The sequence below is a fragment of the uncultured Solobacterium sp. genome, from assembly GCF_963550625.1.
GTDB lineage: Bacteria > Bacillota_I > Bacilli_A > Erysipelotrichales > Erysipelotrichaceae > Bulleidia.
On record NZ_CAUVCV010000006.1, the window covers coordinates 92087 to 107196 of the forward strand.

The 15110-nt window shown below is 37.8% G+C and carries 11 protein-coding genes, 6 tRNA genes and 1 pseudogene; 12 read left to right on the plus strand and 6 right to left on the minus strand.

Annotated elements, in window-relative coordinates; translation table 11 throughout:
- Positions 1–15: 15 nt before the first annotated feature.
- The 4 genes from RYK16_RS05040 to guaC all read right to left on the minus strand — a co-directional run bounded on the left by RYK16_RS05040 (position 16) and on the right by guaC (position 5621).
- Positions 16–2355 carry an LTA synthase family protein gene (locus tag RYK16_RS05040; protein ID WP_314851202.1) on the minus strand — a complete coding sequence of 780 codons (2340 nt, stop codon included), beginning with the start codon at positions 2353–2355 and terminating at the stop codon, positions 16–18.
- 116 nt (positions 2356–2471) lie between these two features.
- Positions 2472–3413, minus strand: a complete 942-nt coding sequence (locus RYK16_RS05045) for a GTP-binding protein (protein ID WP_314851203.1) — start codon at positions 3411–3413, stop codon at positions 2472–2474.
- A gap of 1 nt (position 3414) precedes the next feature.
- Positions 3415–4575 (minus strand): CobW family GTP-binding protein, encoded by a 1161-nt coding sequence (locus RYK16_RS05050; RefSeq protein ID WP_314851205.1) that lies wholly within the window; start codon positions 4573–4575, stop codon positions 3415–3417.
- A 59-nt stretch (positions 4576–4634) separates the two neighbouring features.
- A complete protein-coding gene (gene guaC / locus RYK16_RS05055) occupies positions 4635–5621 on the minus strand; it encodes a GMP reductase (protein ID WP_314851206.1) in 987 nt (328 codons plus the stop codon).
- Positions 5622–5853: 232 nt separating this feature from the next.
- Here guaC and RYK16_RS05060 point away from each other — a divergent pair.
- From RYK16_RS05060 to RYK16_RS05085, 6 genes and pseudogenes are all read left to right on the plus strand, one after another.
- Positions 5854–6210: pseudogene (locus RYK16_RS05060) on the plus strand (oligopeptide/dipeptide ABC transporter ATP-binding protein); the annotation flags it as partial.
- Positions 6211–6283: 73 nt separating this feature from the next.
- On the plus strand, positions 6284–8401 hold the full coding sequence (locus RYK16_RS05065; protein ID WP_314851207.1) for a DEAD/DEAH box helicase: 2118 nt from the start codon (positions 6284–6286) through the stop codon (positions 8399–8401).
- 280 nt (positions 8402–8681) lie between these two features.
- Positions 8682–9614: a cysteine synthase A gene (gene cysK, locus RYK16_RS05070; RefSeq protein WP_314851208.1), complete on the plus strand. Its 933-nt coding sequence runs from the start codon at positions 8682–8684 to the stop codon at positions 9612–9614.
- Between the two features lies 1 nt (position 9615).
- Positions 9616–10434: a serine acetyltransferase gene (locus RYK16_RS05075; protein WP_314851209.1), complete on the plus strand. Its 819-nt coding sequence runs from the start codon at positions 9616–9618 to the stop codon at positions 10432–10434.
- Between the two features lie 31 nt (positions 10435–10465).
- The gene (locus RYK16_RS05080; RefSeq protein ID WP_314851210.1) at positions 10466–11890 is read left to right on the plus strand and encodes an MATE family efflux transporter; all 1425 of its coding nucleotides are present in this window, start codon (positions 10466–10468) and stop codon (positions 11888–11890) included.
- A 5-nt stretch (positions 11891–11895) separates the two neighbouring features.
- Complete coding sequence (locus RYK16_RS05085) at positions 11896–12717, plus strand: metallophosphoesterase (RefSeq protein WP_314851211.1); 822 nt, start codon at positions 11896–11898, stop codon at positions 12715–12717.
- A 15-nt stretch (positions 12718–12732) separates the two neighbouring features.
- Here the strand turns inward: RYK16_RS05085 and alr are convergent, their stop codons facing one another.
- Positions 12733–13851 (minus strand): alanine racemase, encoded by a 1119-nt coding sequence (gene alr, locus RYK16_RS05090; protein ID WP_314851212.1) that lies wholly within the window; start codon positions 13849–13851, stop codon positions 12733–12735.
- Between the two features lie 9 nt (positions 13852–13860).
- Positions 13861–14304, minus strand: coding sequence for a hypothetical protein (locus RYK16_RS05095; protein ID WP_314851213.1), 444 nt, complete (start codon positions 14302–14304; stop codon positions 13861–13863).
- Between the two features lie 212 nt (positions 14305–14516).
- Between RYK16_RS05095 and RYK16_RS05100 the strand changes: the two genes are divergently transcribed.
- The 6 genes from RYK16_RS05100 to RYK16_RS05125 all read left to right on the plus strand — a co-directional run bounded on the left by RYK16_RS05100 (position 14517) and on the right by RYK16_RS05125 (position 15063).
- Positions 14517–14592 (plus strand) — tRNA-Val (locus tag RYK16_RS05100).
- Between the two features lie 7 nt (positions 14593–14599).
- A tRNA-Thr gene (locus RYK16_RS05105) sits at positions 14600–14675 on the plus strand.
- Positions 14676–14683: 8 nt separating this feature from the next.
- Positions 14684–14768 (plus strand) — tRNA-Tyr (locus tag RYK16_RS05110).
- Positions 14769–14816: 48 nt separating this feature from the next.
- Positions 14817–14891: transfer RNA gene (locus RYK16_RS05115), tRNA-Gln, on the plus strand.
- 8 nt (positions 14892–14899) lie between these two features.
- Positions 14900–14975 (plus strand) — tRNA-Lys (locus RYK16_RS05120).
- A 14-nt stretch (positions 14976–14989) separates the two neighbouring features.
- A tRNA-Gly gene (locus tag RYK16_RS05125) sits at positions 14990–15063 on the plus strand.
- Positions 15064–15110: the final 47 nt, after the last annotated feature.

The window sequence follows — 15110 nt, forward strand, 5'->3', positions numbered from 1 at the left end:
CATGAAGTGTTCTTTTTAGTTACTCTCTTTTCCTTCTGGATAGAATAGGGATGAAATGCGGTCAGAATCAAATACGTTATTGTATTGTAAGCAACGGTATGTATTGATATCCGCATCATCAATATCATATACAGATTGGTAGTATTTACCAGCTGCGTCATAACAACCATATAGACCAATTACAGGATACTTATCTTTTAGTTCATATAAAAATTCCTGGTATGGAGTCATTTGGTAGTTTGCGGTCTTCATAATGAGTGAAGATAGGTAGTTAATACTTAACTTATCAATTGTCTCATCTGGAATATCATAGTTTGCCCAAATGGAGAATGGGGTAATATATTGTGTCATGTCGTTTTCAGGCGTACCTGCATGTGGGAATAAAAGGTTATCACATTCTGCACCTAAGGATGGTTGGTGGTCACCAAACATCACAATCATGGTAGGTTCTTTTACCTTTGAGAAGTATTCAATCAAGTTCTTGTAGTCTTGATCAGAAATCTTCATTAATGAGAAGTAGTTTTCCGCATGACCATATCCACCACCAATAGAACTGAAATTGACGGTCTTCTTTAAGTCATCCTTATCATCATAACCACCATGGTTTTGGTAGGTGATATTGAAGATAAAGTTTTTCTTGTCCTTTTCCTTTTCATATGTTTCTTCTAGGACTTTGAAATTCTGTGCATCACTTGGATATCCATGAATTGTTTCCAGACCATCAAAGGTTTCTGCAAATACTTTATCTTGGTACTGCAGTTTTTTCCATGCAGAAGCACGGTTCCAGTTTGTGGATTTACCAAGGTGAATACCTGTTGTAGTAAAACCGCTTTGGTTAAAGTAGGAAATCATAGAAGGTACGTTTCTATGCATATACATGTTGAATGGATATACACCACCCGCAAAGAATGCAGTTGTATTACCTGTTAAGGATTCATATTCACTATTACATGTACCACCACCACGTACATCGACGTAGAGGTTTCCTCGAATCGTATTTTCTAGAGACAGGTAGTAAGGGATGATGTTATCAGCATAGTTTGTACCACCAATATTCATATCCGCAAAGGATTCGTTCATTACCATGATGATATTCGTTGGTTTAGTACCATTAGGATCAACGTTGGCTGCAGCTCTTTCAGCAAGCTGTTTACCCAGTTCTTTGAGTTCCTCTACAGAATATCCTTCAGGTTTCTTTGGTTGATCAGAGATGTATTGATTTACGAGACCTGTAAAGCTTAGTGCTGTACCATCTGTTTGGAAGATGGATAATAGGTTCATATCCCATAGATAGTATTGACCAACGCTATTTAAGAAGAGTGCTACAACAATAATCAAAATAGGGTATGTTGCGTAGTAAACATTAATCTTAGTGGTATCGCGAGGAACAGAGCGCATCAAAAGATAAATTAAGATGGCGATAATAATAGCGATAACCATGAAGTAACGAATCTGAACTTGATAGTTTGAGATGACATCTGCAGCTGTACCAATTGCGGTTAAATCCCATGGTGCGATTGGACGGTTACGGAACTGTGTTACGTACATGTTTACGATGCCGAAGATTACAACAAATAAGTTACTAATTAGAACTGAGATTGGTAATCGACGGAATATTAAGTAGATTACTTTATATAGAATAATATAGATAGCAACGTTATAGAAACGATTCATCAAGTTGATGTAGTAGTAGTTACCAGTACAGATTTCTGACATAAAGAAGCACCAAATCGGAGCCGCAATTAACATCATTTCATTTTCTGGAATGTGCTTTGACCATAAAAGCTTCTTGTCAATAAGATATGCGATAATCCAGCTTAGTACTAAGATAGAAAGATATACTGCAACCCAAGCTGTTTTTGGTAGGTACTCTTGGGTTTCAAGCTGGAGCCAGCCTTCAACACCGTTTACGGTTAAGTTAATGGTGCTGTCATTTGTGTTGATGACCATACCTTGAGAGGCGATGATCTTGTTAGAGATATTCTCTGGTGTATACTCTGCAAGTTTGAATGGTCCAAATGAAACGTCAATCTTCGTAATAGAGATGTCTGTCTTTACGTTATTAAAGCCTAAACGTAAAGAGTTTGTAACGATTGGAATGTTACTGAGGTGAATTACTTCCCAAGATGGTTGTGCATCTAGCCATGTCTTATGAGAGTTATAGTTATAGTTTGCAAAGATTTCTTCTCCACGGTCTGTATTGAAGTTTGAAACCACTACAGTACCTTGGATACCTTTTTTCATGTGTACATCAAAGGAAAGATGTGGCGCATAAAACAGTAAGAACATTGCCGAAATGAGTAAGAACCAAACGGCTCTACGAATATTTAGTTTTTCTTTTAAAAATTTCATCATTTTATCACTTCCCTGAATAATGGTAGCACAAATGAGTAAAGTGCGTTAACTAACATAGGTGAAAATTAAAAAAGTTCAGAATAAAAAAGGGTAATTCTTAAGAATTACCCTAGTGATTAGCTGAAATATACGAACTCATCTTGTGGTTTTTGGTAGTTTTGAATGCGGTTTGCGTATAGGACGAGTGTCTTACCGCCATTATCCAATGGGATGGTCTTAAGATTACCTTGTACTTCATACCAGTTATCCTTTACAAGTTCTTCTACTTTAACGCCTGTAACCGTTAATCCACAAAGACTTGTGTCATTTGCACAGCATACCATTGCTTGTCTGCCCATGATAAAGGTCTGATGATAGCCTGGTAATGTCTCGGTGAACTTCCCGCGTAGGATAATTTCTTTTCCATCATATTTATCTGGGTTTTCAATTGCGTCCATATACCAAATGCCATAATCATCATCTTTGATATCGATGATAGGGACATTGATATTGAATGGTAGTACACCTTCTTTAAGAGTGACCTGGGCACCGTGTTCGCCTTCGTAGAAAATCTGAGCTTTTTTATTAATAGCTTTAATATTGCCACGCAGCATTGATGCGGAGGTATCTGGTGTACAACGATTACAGATAATTGTATCACTGTACTTTAACTGCTCGTAAATGACAGAACGCATTGCGTTAATATACATTTGGAAAGTTGTCGCATCTACTGTTGTAAGAATCTGTACCAAAGGCCAGAAGTTTGGCATCTGTGACAAGATAAACGGTGTGATTGCGAGGGTTCCGTTGTATTCAATAAATACTTGGTTTGGATGATAGATGGTATCTAACTCGCGAATCTTTTCTACGTTTAAATCCTCTGGAGAGTCCATATATTCAACGAATGCTTTGCGCTCTGCGAGGTATTTATCGTTGTATCGAACTTCACCTTGTTCAAAACAAATGATTAACGTACGGCTATTTTCTTCCATAAAGGAAGGGTCGTTTAGTGTGTCTAAGATTAAAGAAGTTTTACCGGAATCAAGAAATCCCGTAAAGAGATATACAGGAGTTGCCATCTTACTTCACCGCAAAGATTTCTTTGATGCGAGCAACATCTACCTTATCACCAATGACTGTGATTAAACCAGTATAAGCAGGGGAACCAATACGGATATCTGCATCTCCTGGAACATAGTCAAAGAATAACCAACTTCCATCATGACTAGGAACAATACCCTTTGCACGGATGATATGTTCATCTAGTTCGGAAAGTGCTAATGCGATATCTTCTACAGAGTACTTATTAACTGTTTCGATACCGATAGATGTGAATACTTCATCTGCATCATGCCCATGATGATGGTGGTGATGGTGATGGTGTTCGTGATCGTGGTCATGAGATCCACAACAGCAGCCTTCATCTTCGTCATGGTGATGGTCGTGATGATGGTGCTCATGTTCATGATGTTCATGTTCCTCTTGTTCATGAGTGCCACAGCAACAGCAGCACTCTTCTTCCTCATGGTGGTGATGATGTTCATGTTCATGGTGCTCATGACCACAACAACAATCTTCATCATCGTCTTCATCATGACAACCACATCCACAACAGCAGCATTCTTCTTCCTCTTCAAGTTCTGGGAAGCCATCTGTAGAACCTTCCATCGCTTCGATGATTGCTTGACCTGATAGGTCATCCCATGGAGTAGTGATGATTCTTGCGTCATTATTTAATTCGCGGATAATGGTGATATCCTTCTGTAATGTTTCTTCATCAACAAGTTGAGTTCTGGATAAGATGACACAAGCAGCTGTTGAAATTTGATCATCAAAGAATTCCTTAAAGTTTTTATGGTAGATTTCACAACGCTTTGCGTCTACAACAGTACTGTAACTATTTAGATGTAAACCTTCTACATCTTTTACGACTGCTAAGATATCGGATAATTTACCAACACCTGAAGGCTCAATAATGATATGGTCAGGGTCATACTTCTTGACTACTTCTTGTAAAGCATTGCGGAAGTCACCTTGTAATGTACAGCAGATACATCCACTGTTGATTTCATTGACAACGATACCGGCATCTTTTAAGAAACCACCGTCAATTCCAATTTCGCCAAATTCGTTTTCAACAAGAACTACTTTTTTACCTGCATATACTTCTTTGATTAACTTTTGTATCAATGTTGTTTTTCCAGCTCCTAGAAAGCCGGAGATAATATCAATCTTTGTCATTTCGTTACCTTCTTTCATTATTATTATATCCTTTGCGTCAAATTCACCAAATAGAATGCCTAATGCGTATCACCATTGAAAATAGAATTCTTTACAATGACATAATCAACATAACGAATTGCGTTTAAATCTTTTCCGCCTGCATAAGAGATGGATGATTGAAGGTCTTGTTGCATTTCGATTAGTGTATCCATGATAGAACCTTTACATGGCACAAGCATCTTTTTGCCTTCCACATTTTTACGGGTGCCTTTTTGATATTCAGAGGCACTACCAAAGTATTCTTTCATTTCAATACCATTTTGCATAACAGTATTACCTGGTGATTCGGTATGTCCAGCAAATAGGGAACCGATCATAACCATACTTGCGCCAAAGCGAATCGACTTTGCAATATCGCCATTTGAACGGATACCGCCATCGGCAATAATTGGTTTACGTGCAGCTTTCGCACACCAACGTAAAGCAGCTAACTGCCAACCACCTGTGCCAAAGCCTGTCTTAAGTTTTGTGATACATACTTTTCCAGGACCAATACCGACTTTCGTTGCGTCTGCGCCTGCATTTTCAAGTTCACGAACACCTTCAGGTGTGCCTACGTTACCTGCAATGACAAATGTATCAGGTAGGTGTTTTTTGATATGTTTGATCATATTGATGACGGCGTTGGAGTGACCGTGAGCAATATCAATCGTAATATAGTCTGGAATTAACTGATGGCTAGCGAGATCAAGAATAAAGGTATATTCATTTTCTTTTACGCCAACACTAATAGAAGAAATCAGTCCTTTTTTGTGCATCATTTCCACAAATGAAAGACGACTTTCAGGAGTGAAACGATGCATAATATAGAAATATCCATTTTCAGCAAGTTTGATTGCTAGAGATTCATCGATAACCGTCTGCATATTTGCTGGAACAACTGGTAATTTAAAACGATGTTTCCCAAATTTTGTTGTTGTGTCACATTCAGCACGACTGTTAACAATACACTTATTTGGTATTAGTTGAATGTCTTCATAATCAAAAACTGTAAAATTATCCATAAAAAAACCCACTTTCTATAAAATGGGGAAAATTTGGTATCCTCATATACAATATCATGATTCGAAGGAAATATCTTGCGTTAGATAAAGAAATACAAAGATAATTTTTAATTTGAATCTTTATAAATGAAATAATTTACATAAAATAATTAGAAAATATTTACATAAATAATGAAAGGAAAGAAGATAGCAGTAACTGGTCTAATTGTAGCAATGAGCATGGCGATGCTTGCAGGTTGTTAACCTAATGCGTGACTTACAACAAGAACTTGGAATTACGTATCTTTTTATCGCACATGACCTTTCGATGGTAAAGTATATCTCGGATCATATTGGAGTTATGCACCTAGGCCATATTGTAGAGACAGGTACAACGGACGAAATCTTTGAAAATCCAGTACATCCATATACAAAAGCACTCTTATCTGCGATTCCAAAAGCCAATCCAGTCGTAGAGAAAAAACGCATCGCACTTAGTTATGATAAGACCAAAGAGGGTGTTGATTACACTGCAGGAAGCTATCATAAGATTACTGAAACGCATACAGTTCTTGCGACAGATGAAGAATTCGCAAAGTGGACAAAATAGAAAATAAGCAAATGGCTATAATTATGGTCATTTGTTTTTTTATAAGAACAATTTATAATTCATATGAGGAAAAATGTATATAGGAAATATCAACTATAAAGAGATTCGGTATGAACGTGAACAGTTGAAGATGATAAAAGATCAACTCTTTTCATTGCGTACGCAAGAAAAGAAAAATATTCAAATGATTCATGATCGTTGCCAAGGAATCATCATGGATAAAGTTGAGGATGAAATTCGACAAATTCCAATTACAGATCTAGCGAAATCTTTTGCTAGACTTCCACTGCAGGCACTTGAAGACAACCACATCACAACGATGTATGATTTATTGAAATATAATCGTAGACAACTAGAAGCGTTAGATGGTATTGGGGATGAAACGGCAGATAAACTTATGTTGGCACTACACCGTAGTATTGCAGCTGTTAAAAGTCAGATCCACTATCGTATAGACTTAGAACATCTAACAGACAGAGATAAAGAGATTCTTCAAGAAATTTACTTCTATCTGCATACAAAAGAAAACTTTGCGAATTTAAATTCAATCTATCAAGAAACAGAGCGCGGAATCCAAGAAGCCTATGATAATAGTGGTCTGATTCGAAATTTCTTTGGTTGGATTTTTAGTGGTAGAAAAAAGAAACAGAGTTTTTTAAAAGCCGTAGAAGATGTAAAGTACTTTAACCGGTCTTCTTACGCAGAAACAATTAAGCAATTTTATGATAATTGTACTGCACTAAAAAATGTAGATTTTGAAACGATATTGCAGGACTACAGAGAACATGCGATTCAATACTATACGGTAATTGAAAAACTTGCGGAAATTGAAATCAAGGATGATATTGATGAAGATATTGATGTTTCGCTGTTGAAACAAATACAAGCAACACCATTATTGTTAGAATCATTCCATACGGAGTTGCGTCATTATCAAGAATTTGGAACCAAGTATATCTTGCATCAGAAAAGAGTATTACTTGGAGATGAGATGGGTCTAGGAAAAACCATTCAAGCAATTGCGGCGATGAATCATTTACATCATAAAGGTCATCGTTATTTTCTTGTTATCTGTCCAGCTGGGATATTACTTAACTGGAAGCGTGAGATTGAAAAACTAACAGACATGCAAGCATATATGTTGCATGGAACCAGTTTTAGTAATTTTGAAATCTGGAAGAGTGATGGTGGTATTGCAATCATCAATTATGAAGGATTGGATAAGATCATCCTTGATAAGGATTTCCCACTCGATATGGTTGTTGTGGATGAAGCACACTTTGTTAAAAATAAAGAGGCACAGCGTACACGTAACACAGTTCGAATGATCGAACAAGCCGAGTATGCACTCTATATGACTGGTACAGCGATTGAAAATAACGTAGATGAAATGTGTTATTTAATTGAATGTTTAAATCCTTCAATTGCAAGCGAAGTAAAAGATATGAAATATCTAGCGAAAGCAGATTTGTTCCGCAAGAAGATTGCACCAGTATATTTACGCCGCAAGCGTGCGGATGTACTTATGGAACTTCCCGAGCTAACGATTCATGACGAATGGTGCATGATGAATGAGGAGGAGATATTCTCTTATCGCAAAGCAGTTGAATCTGGAAACTTTATGGCAATGCGTAGAGTATCTTGGGATTCACTTAACTCCACAAAAGCAGAGAGAATGGTTGAATTATGCTTGCAGGCATTAAGTGAAGGAAGAAAGGTAGTCATATTCTCTTATTTCATAGAAACGTTATCTTTCGTGACAGATTTACTATTAGGAAAATCTTTGCCAGTCATTAGTGGAAAATTATCGCTAGAGAAACGACAGGAAATTCTACGTCAGTTTGATGAACCTGTTGCACAGGTATTACCAATACAGATTCGTGCTGGAGGAATTGGATTAAACATTCAGACGGCAGAGATTGTCATTCTTTGTGAACCCCAGCTTAAACCATCTGATGAAATGCAAGCCATCTCTCGCATCTATCGTATGGGTCAGGTTAATCACGTATTTGTATACCGACTATTATCGGCAGATACGATAGATGAAGTACTGGTAAAACGATTACATGATAAACAAAATATCTTCAATCAATTTGCGGATGAATCCGAGATATCCGATCAATTAGAGCAGTTGAAAGAAGATGATGTACAAACCCTGATACAAATTGAAAGAAAAAAGATGAATCATTAGAGTAGACAAATAAAACTGATAGTACTATGATATTTTCCGTAATAAGAACGGTGAACAGGAGGAAACGGGCATGAACAAACTAGTGATGAATCAAATGTGTTGCTGTTGTAATTTAAATGATGTCCGGATGAATGCTGTTTCTGCGTCGGGGCTGCTTTAATTTACCTTTATTGCAGTGATTCGTAAGCACAATAGTAAATAAATCCGGGCATATGATTGCATGCTCGGATTTTTGTTTTTACCGCTCCATATATTACATGAGAGAAAAGAGGAAAATACTATGTCAAATATCAAAAAATCAACAACTGAATTAATTGGTCACACACCACTATTAGAATTTACACACTTTGAAAAGGAACTTGGCCTAAAGGCACGTGTTGTAGCTAAGGTTGAATACTTTAACTTAACGGGTTCCGTAAAGGACAGAATTGCATATCAGATGATTGTAGATGCTGAAGAAGCCGGTTTATTAAAGCCAGGTTCTACAATTATTGAACCTACATCAGGAAATACAGGCATTGGTTTAGCTGCCGTTGGTACAGCGAAGGGTTATCGTGTTATTCTAGTAATGCCAGATACAATGACTGTTGAACGTCGTAAGATGGTTAAGGGCTATGGTGCAGAGGTTGTATTAACAGAAGGTGCCAAGGGTATGAAGGGCGCAATTGCTAAGGCAGAAGAACTTGCGGCAGGTATTGAGAACTCATTTATTCCACAGCAGTTCGAAAATATGTCAAATCGCAAAGCACATTACTTAACAACAGGACCAGAAATTTGGGAAGATACAGATGGTGAGGTTGATATCTTTATTTCCGCTATCGGAACAGGAGGAACAATCTCTGGTACAGGTAAGTATCTCAAGGAAAAGAATCCAAATGTGAAGGTGATTGGTGTTGAACCAGCAACTAGTGCAGTATTATCAGGTGGTGCACCAGGTCCACACAAGATTCAAGGTATCGGCACAGGTTTCATCCCTACAACATTAGATACAGAAATCTATGATGAAGTAATCAAAGTTACAGATGAAGAAGCCTTCACAACAGGTGCTGAAATTGGCAGAAAGGAAGGAATATTAGTTGGTATTTCTTCAGGTTCAGCAGTGCACGCTGCACTTGAAGTAGCGAAGAGAGAAGAGAATGCAGGTAAGCTAATTGTTGTATTATTACCTGACTCAGGAGATCGCTATTTATCAACTGCATTATTCGCAGAATAAAATGGAAAATTACGAAACACTACTCAATGAACTAAATGAAATTGAAGATAAAGATCTTGCATTAAAAATGCGTATACCAGATCGTACAAATATCATTACGATCTTAAAGCAAGTACAAGCAGTGATTTTGCCAGATTATTATCATGCAGGCATGTTAAACCAACAACAAGCTCTAAACTATTTATCGGAAGGTCTACAGAAGGAGATTCAGGCGTCTCTACAATTTAAGGGTGCCGATTGTTCCATCTGTGGAAACTTAAGAGATATGTTTTTGGCAGAACTACCAGCGATTAAGCGTTCCGTTTTAACAGACATACAGGCAATCTATGATGGCGATCCAGCAGCTAGAACCAAGTCAGAGGTAGTCATTGCATATCCTGGCTTCTATGCAATCTTTATCTATCGTATTGCGCATGTCTTATATAAGTTAGGCGTTCCATATATTCCTCGTCTTATGGCAGAATATGCTCATGAAAAGACAGGTATTGATATTAACCCCGGTGCAACAATTGGTGATTACTTTTGTATTGACCACGGTACTGGTGTAGTCATTGGTGAAACGGCAGTACTTGGTCACCATGTGAAGCTATATCAAGGTGTTACACTCGGCGCAAAGAGTTTCAAAGTCAATGAGAATGGCGAACTTGTGAAGGGTGGAAAGCGTCATCCAAACATTGGTAATAATGTTGTTATTTATGCCAATGCAACAGTTCTTGGTGGTGATACCGTAATTGGTGATGGTTGTGTTATCGGAGCGAGCGTGTGGATTACAAAATCTGTAGAAGCTGGCACAACTGTATATTTTAATCCAAATAAATAGGTATAAGGGGTACTCCAAAGGGAGTACCTTTTTGTATAATAGGCGTATGAATACACAGCTTGCAGAAAAAATACGGAATGCAGAACAGTTAACATTTTCCAATAAGATAAAACTTATACGAGATTTAAGTATCCCTGGAATCCTAGCAGTCATCACCGAAACAGTCATGGGATTTATTGATACAGCGATGGTTGGTGCACTGGGTGCATTAGCCTCTGCTTCAATTGGTCTTGTTATGTCGAGTACCTGGCTATTTGGAGAACTCATTAATAGCGTAGCGATTGGATTCTCTGTACAGGTTGCTCATGCAGTAGGTGCAGGTAAACTTGAACGTAGTAAAAGGATATTTAAAGGGTCCATTTTAACTTCATTGTTCATTTCATTTCTAATTGCAGGAGTCTGTTATGTGTGGGCTCAAGTTGCACCGTCATGGTTACAGGCTCAACCAGAGATATGGAAAGATGCGACGAATTATCTTGGATTATATGCAATCTTCCTCCCAATTCGTCAGTTGAATTATCTTGTGAATAGTATGTTGCAGTGTGCAGGGGATATGAAGACTCCAGGTAAGATGGCTGTGTTGATGTGCATCTTAGATATAATCTTCAATTTCTTTTTAATCTTCCCATCTAGAATGATTTCCATCTTTGGTTTAGAGATATGGGTGTATGGAGCTAATTTAGGTGTTTTAGGAGCACAACTTGGTACATCACTTGCAGTTTGTGTTTGCACAGTGATTTCTTTCAAGGTAGCCTTAACAAAATCGAATGAATTACACATCAAAGAGATTCGCGGAAATTGGTTTGCAAGTCAAGACGTATTATCTTCTGCGTGGAAGATAGGGATGCCAAATGCATTAGCACAAAGTGTCTTATGTATGGGACAAATTGCGTCCACAAAGATTATCGCTCCACTTGGAACAGTTGCGATTGCGGCACATTCCTTCGGTAATACAGTAGAGTCAATTTGTTATATGCCTGGATATGGTATCGCAGCAGCAGCCACAACATTAATTGGACAAGCAATTGGTGCTGGTAAGAAAGATCTTGCGAAAGACTTTGCCAATATCATTACACTATTGGGTATGGCTATTATGGGTATCCTTGCGATTATATTGTTTTTTACATCTCCGATAATATTTGCAATATTAACACCAGATGTAGATGTACAGCAACTTGGTGTAAACGTAATTCGTGTTGTCATGATTGCAGAGCCGCTGTTTGCGGCATCCATAGTTATTACAGGTGTGTTACGAGGTGCGGGTGATACAGTAATTCCATTTATACTAAATTTATTGAGTTTATGGGGGATTCGTATTACACTAGCATTCTTCTTATCACCAATCATGGGACTTATGGGTGCTTGGCTTGCAATGACGATTGATATTGCGATAAGAGGTGTATTATATTTAATTCGGTTATATAAGACAAATTGGTTAAGTGGAGTTGGAGGTTAGAAGGTATGCAGACAATTATCATTGTATCTGTGGTATCAGTTTTATTGGTTGCGCTGATTGTATTCTTAGGGTGGCCGCATAAAATAGATGCGACACGTAAAAAGATTTATTCACCACTCATTTCAAAACGTGTACGTATCTGTGTTATTTCTGATTTACACTCTCAAAGTTTTGGTAAAGATAATGTGCGTATTATTCGTATGGTAAATAAACATAAACCAGATGTAATTGTTTTTCCTGGTGATATCTTTACGCCTAGGGGAGATAACGAAAGTATGCTTGCGCTCATGCATGCATTAAATGCGTATCCACGAGTATATATCAGTGGAAATCACGATAAGATGTTAAAAGAGAAACTACATGATTATGTGATTGCGATGCGTTCAGATGGAGTGCAAGTTCTACTTGATGATAGTGAAGTGATGAATATCAATGGCCAATTATTAGAGATTATTGGTCTAACAGATGGTGGCCCTAAGATGGATAAGACAGTAGAGGAGGTTGACTCTCTCTGTATGACGTCGTATTATCGTATTCTTTTATCACATCGTCCACACCATGTGGCATTCTATGAGCAGCTACCGGTTAATTTAATTATCAGCGGCCATGCGCATGGTGGCCAATGGGCAATTCCATTCTTAAGACAAGGATTATATGCACCACAACAGGGTCTATTTCCAAAATATACACATGGTATTAAGAATCTTGATGGAAGACTATTATACATATCAAGAGGTTTTGCGACAGGAAATAAGTTCTTTGTTCGCTTATATAATAATCCCGAGTTAGGATTTATTGATCTTTTACCAATCAACGAAAAACGATGAGCGAGGCTCATCGTTTTAGTTCTTCTCTTTTGCTAAAATACTCTTTTCCAAACGAGAATTTTCTTCGTCTTGGATTTGGTTATGCCAAATGTAACGACGCGTTACACGGCTGCTGAGTAGACAGATAATTTCATATGGGATTGTATTTAATTCTTCGGCCATCTTCTCTAGTGAGATGTGATCACCAAAGATTTCAACAACTGTTTTAACTGGTACTTCATGTTCTAAGTGAATCATCGCTTGATCCATACATACACGTCCTACAATCTCAGCGTATTGTCCATCAACATATACTTTTCTACCTTGATTAGCGCGGATGAAGCCATCTGCGTACCCAATTGGTAGGGTAGCAATAATTTCATCATCTTTAGCAGTATAAGTAGCACCATATCCAACTGTATCACCTGCATGCATATGCTTTACCATAATGATTTCACTTAGAAGAGAAATTGCGGGTTCAAGGGATTTCTCATAAGTGGAAATTCCATACAGTGAAATACCGATACGGCAGGCATTGGATGTATCTTCTTTAAAGAATGCTGTTGCATCACTGTTATCACAATGTACCCAAGGAAAGGAGTAAGAGAAGGACTCGACTGCTTCCTTAAATTTAGAGAACTGTAGGTTTGTGAGTTCTAAATTACTGTCTGCACAACAGAAGTGTGTGAAGATACCCTCCATATCACATTTTGTGGTCTGGAGTTTATCGAAGGCTAGATGTAATTCGTCAATCGTACGAAAACCAATACGACTCATGCCGGTATCCATCTTTAGATGTACATGCAAACCTTCACAGTTTTGTTGGATTGCGTGTTCTACCCATTCGTTAGAGTAAGCTGTACAAGAAATACCTTGTTTAATCAAAACAGGAATATCACTAGCTTCTGTAGCACCAAGTATTAAGAGTTTACCTGAATAACCTTCATTGCGAAGAACGAGAGCTTCATCTAAAGAAGATACAGCAATCATCTCTGCACCTGCTTCCAATACCGCACGGGCAACGTGAATATCACCGCAGCCATACGCATCTGCTTTTAAAACAGCAATAATTTTTTTCTGACAGATATCTTTTAATTTGATCAAGTTGCGTTCAATCTTGTCTAGATTGACTTGCATCCATGTTTTTCTATACATATTACACCTCTATAAAATGACGGATTGCGTATAACCAATATATATTCCAATTAAGCGGAATGCTAAACTAATTAATGTAAATGGATTCGATGAAGCAAAACTACGAAGATATGATAGGAAGGTGGTTGTAATAACAGGTATATTTCCACTCGTGAATAGGACAGCAACTCCATTGAGTGATATGGCACTTACCAAGTCACCGATAAAAATTGCAAGGAAAGTCATAATTGCCCCAACTACCATGAATCTAGTATGAACACCTCTACCAAAATGTTTGATTGTTGCAGCGATGCCATAGCCAACCGCAACAAACATCACAGAGAACTCGATATGTAAAAATGATGTAATAAGTCCATATAAGGTACCTAGTATAATAGCCGCAATCAATCCAGTGATAATTGCCACAATAAACCGCTGATTATTATCTAAATATTTGGCGTTATAGATTTTCATATACAACCTCCATAAAATATATACTATTGTAGCACATTCATTAAAATTCTTTATTGTGGGTTTCATATTCATATGAAAGTAAACCTCTATAAATGAGATTTGAATTCTTTTTGAAAATAATTTAAAAAAAGAAATTAAAAAGTGTTGACGATAAAAAGTCACCATGCTACTATATTAAAGCATTCCATGAAACAGGAATGTAAGGGATAGATGGAGGTTTAGCTCAGTTGGGAGAGCATCTGCCTTACAAGCAGAGGGTCAGCGGTTCGAGCCCGTTAACCTCCACCATTTTTTTGCCGACTTAGCTCAATTGGCAGAGCAATTGATTTGTAATCAATAGGTTGTAGGTTCGATTCCTATAGTCGGCACCATTTTATTTGGAGACGTAGCGAAGTGGCTAAACGCGGCAGACTGTAAATCTGCTCCCTCTGGGTTCGGTGGTTCGAAACCACCCGTCTCCACCATTTACTGATTGATGCATCGAGTGATGCTTACGAGTTGGACTTGATTATTGGGGTATAGCCAAGCGGTAAGGCAAGGGACTTTGACTCCCTCATTCGTAAGTTCGAATCTTACTACCCCAGCCATTTAAGATGTCTCGGTAGCTCAGACGGTAGAGCAACTGACTTTTAATCAGTGGGTCGAGGGTTCGAGTCCCTTCCGAGACACCACTTTTGTAAGATATGCGAGTGTAGTTCAATGGTAGAACGACAGCCTTCCAAGCTGTATACGTGAGTTCGATTCTCATCACTCGCTCCATTACATTCAAATAGGTAGCTATAGGTAACTTATAGCTACCTATTTTT

Excerpts from the sequence above, each read along its gene's own strand:
- RYK16_RS05040 (WP_314851202.1), bottom strand. The coding sequence starts at position 2,355 with ATGATGAAATTTTTAAAAGAAAAACTAAATATTCGTAGAGCCGTTTGG.
- RYK16_RS05045 (WP_314851203.1), bottom strand. The coding sequence starts at position 3,413 with ATGGCAACTCCTGTATATCTCTTTACGGGATTTCTTGATTCCGGTAAA.
- RYK16_RS05050 (WP_314851205.1), bottom strand. The coding sequence starts at position 4,575 with ATGACAAAGATTGATATTATCTCCGGCTTTCTAGGAGCTGGAAAAACA.
- guaC (WP_314851206.1), bottom strand. The coding sequence starts at position 5,621 with ATGGATAATTTTACAGTTTTTGATTATGAAGACATTCAACTAATACCA.
- RYK16_RS05065 (WP_314851207.1), top strand. The coding sequence starts at position 6,284 with ATGTATATAGGAAATATCAACTATAAAGAGATTCGGTATGAACGTGAA.
- cysK (WP_314851208.1), top strand. The coding sequence starts at position 8,682 with ATGTCAAATATCAAAAAATCAACAACTGAATTAATTGGTCACACACCA.
- RYK16_RS05075 (WP_314851209.1), top strand. The coding sequence starts at position 9,616 with ATGGAAAATTACGAAACACTACTCAATGAACTAAATGAAATTGAAGAT.
- RYK16_RS05085 (WP_314851211.1), top strand. The coding sequence starts at position 11,896 with ATGCAGACAATTATCATTGTATCTGTGGTATCAGTTTTATTGGTTGCG.
- alr (WP_314851212.1), bottom strand. The coding sequence starts at position 13,851 with ATGTATAGAAAAACATGGATGCAAGTCAATCTAGACAAGATTGAACGC.
- RYK16_RS05095 (WP_314851213.1), bottom strand. The coding sequence starts at position 14,304 with ATGAAAATCTATAACGCCAAATATTTAGATAATAATCAGCGGTTTATT.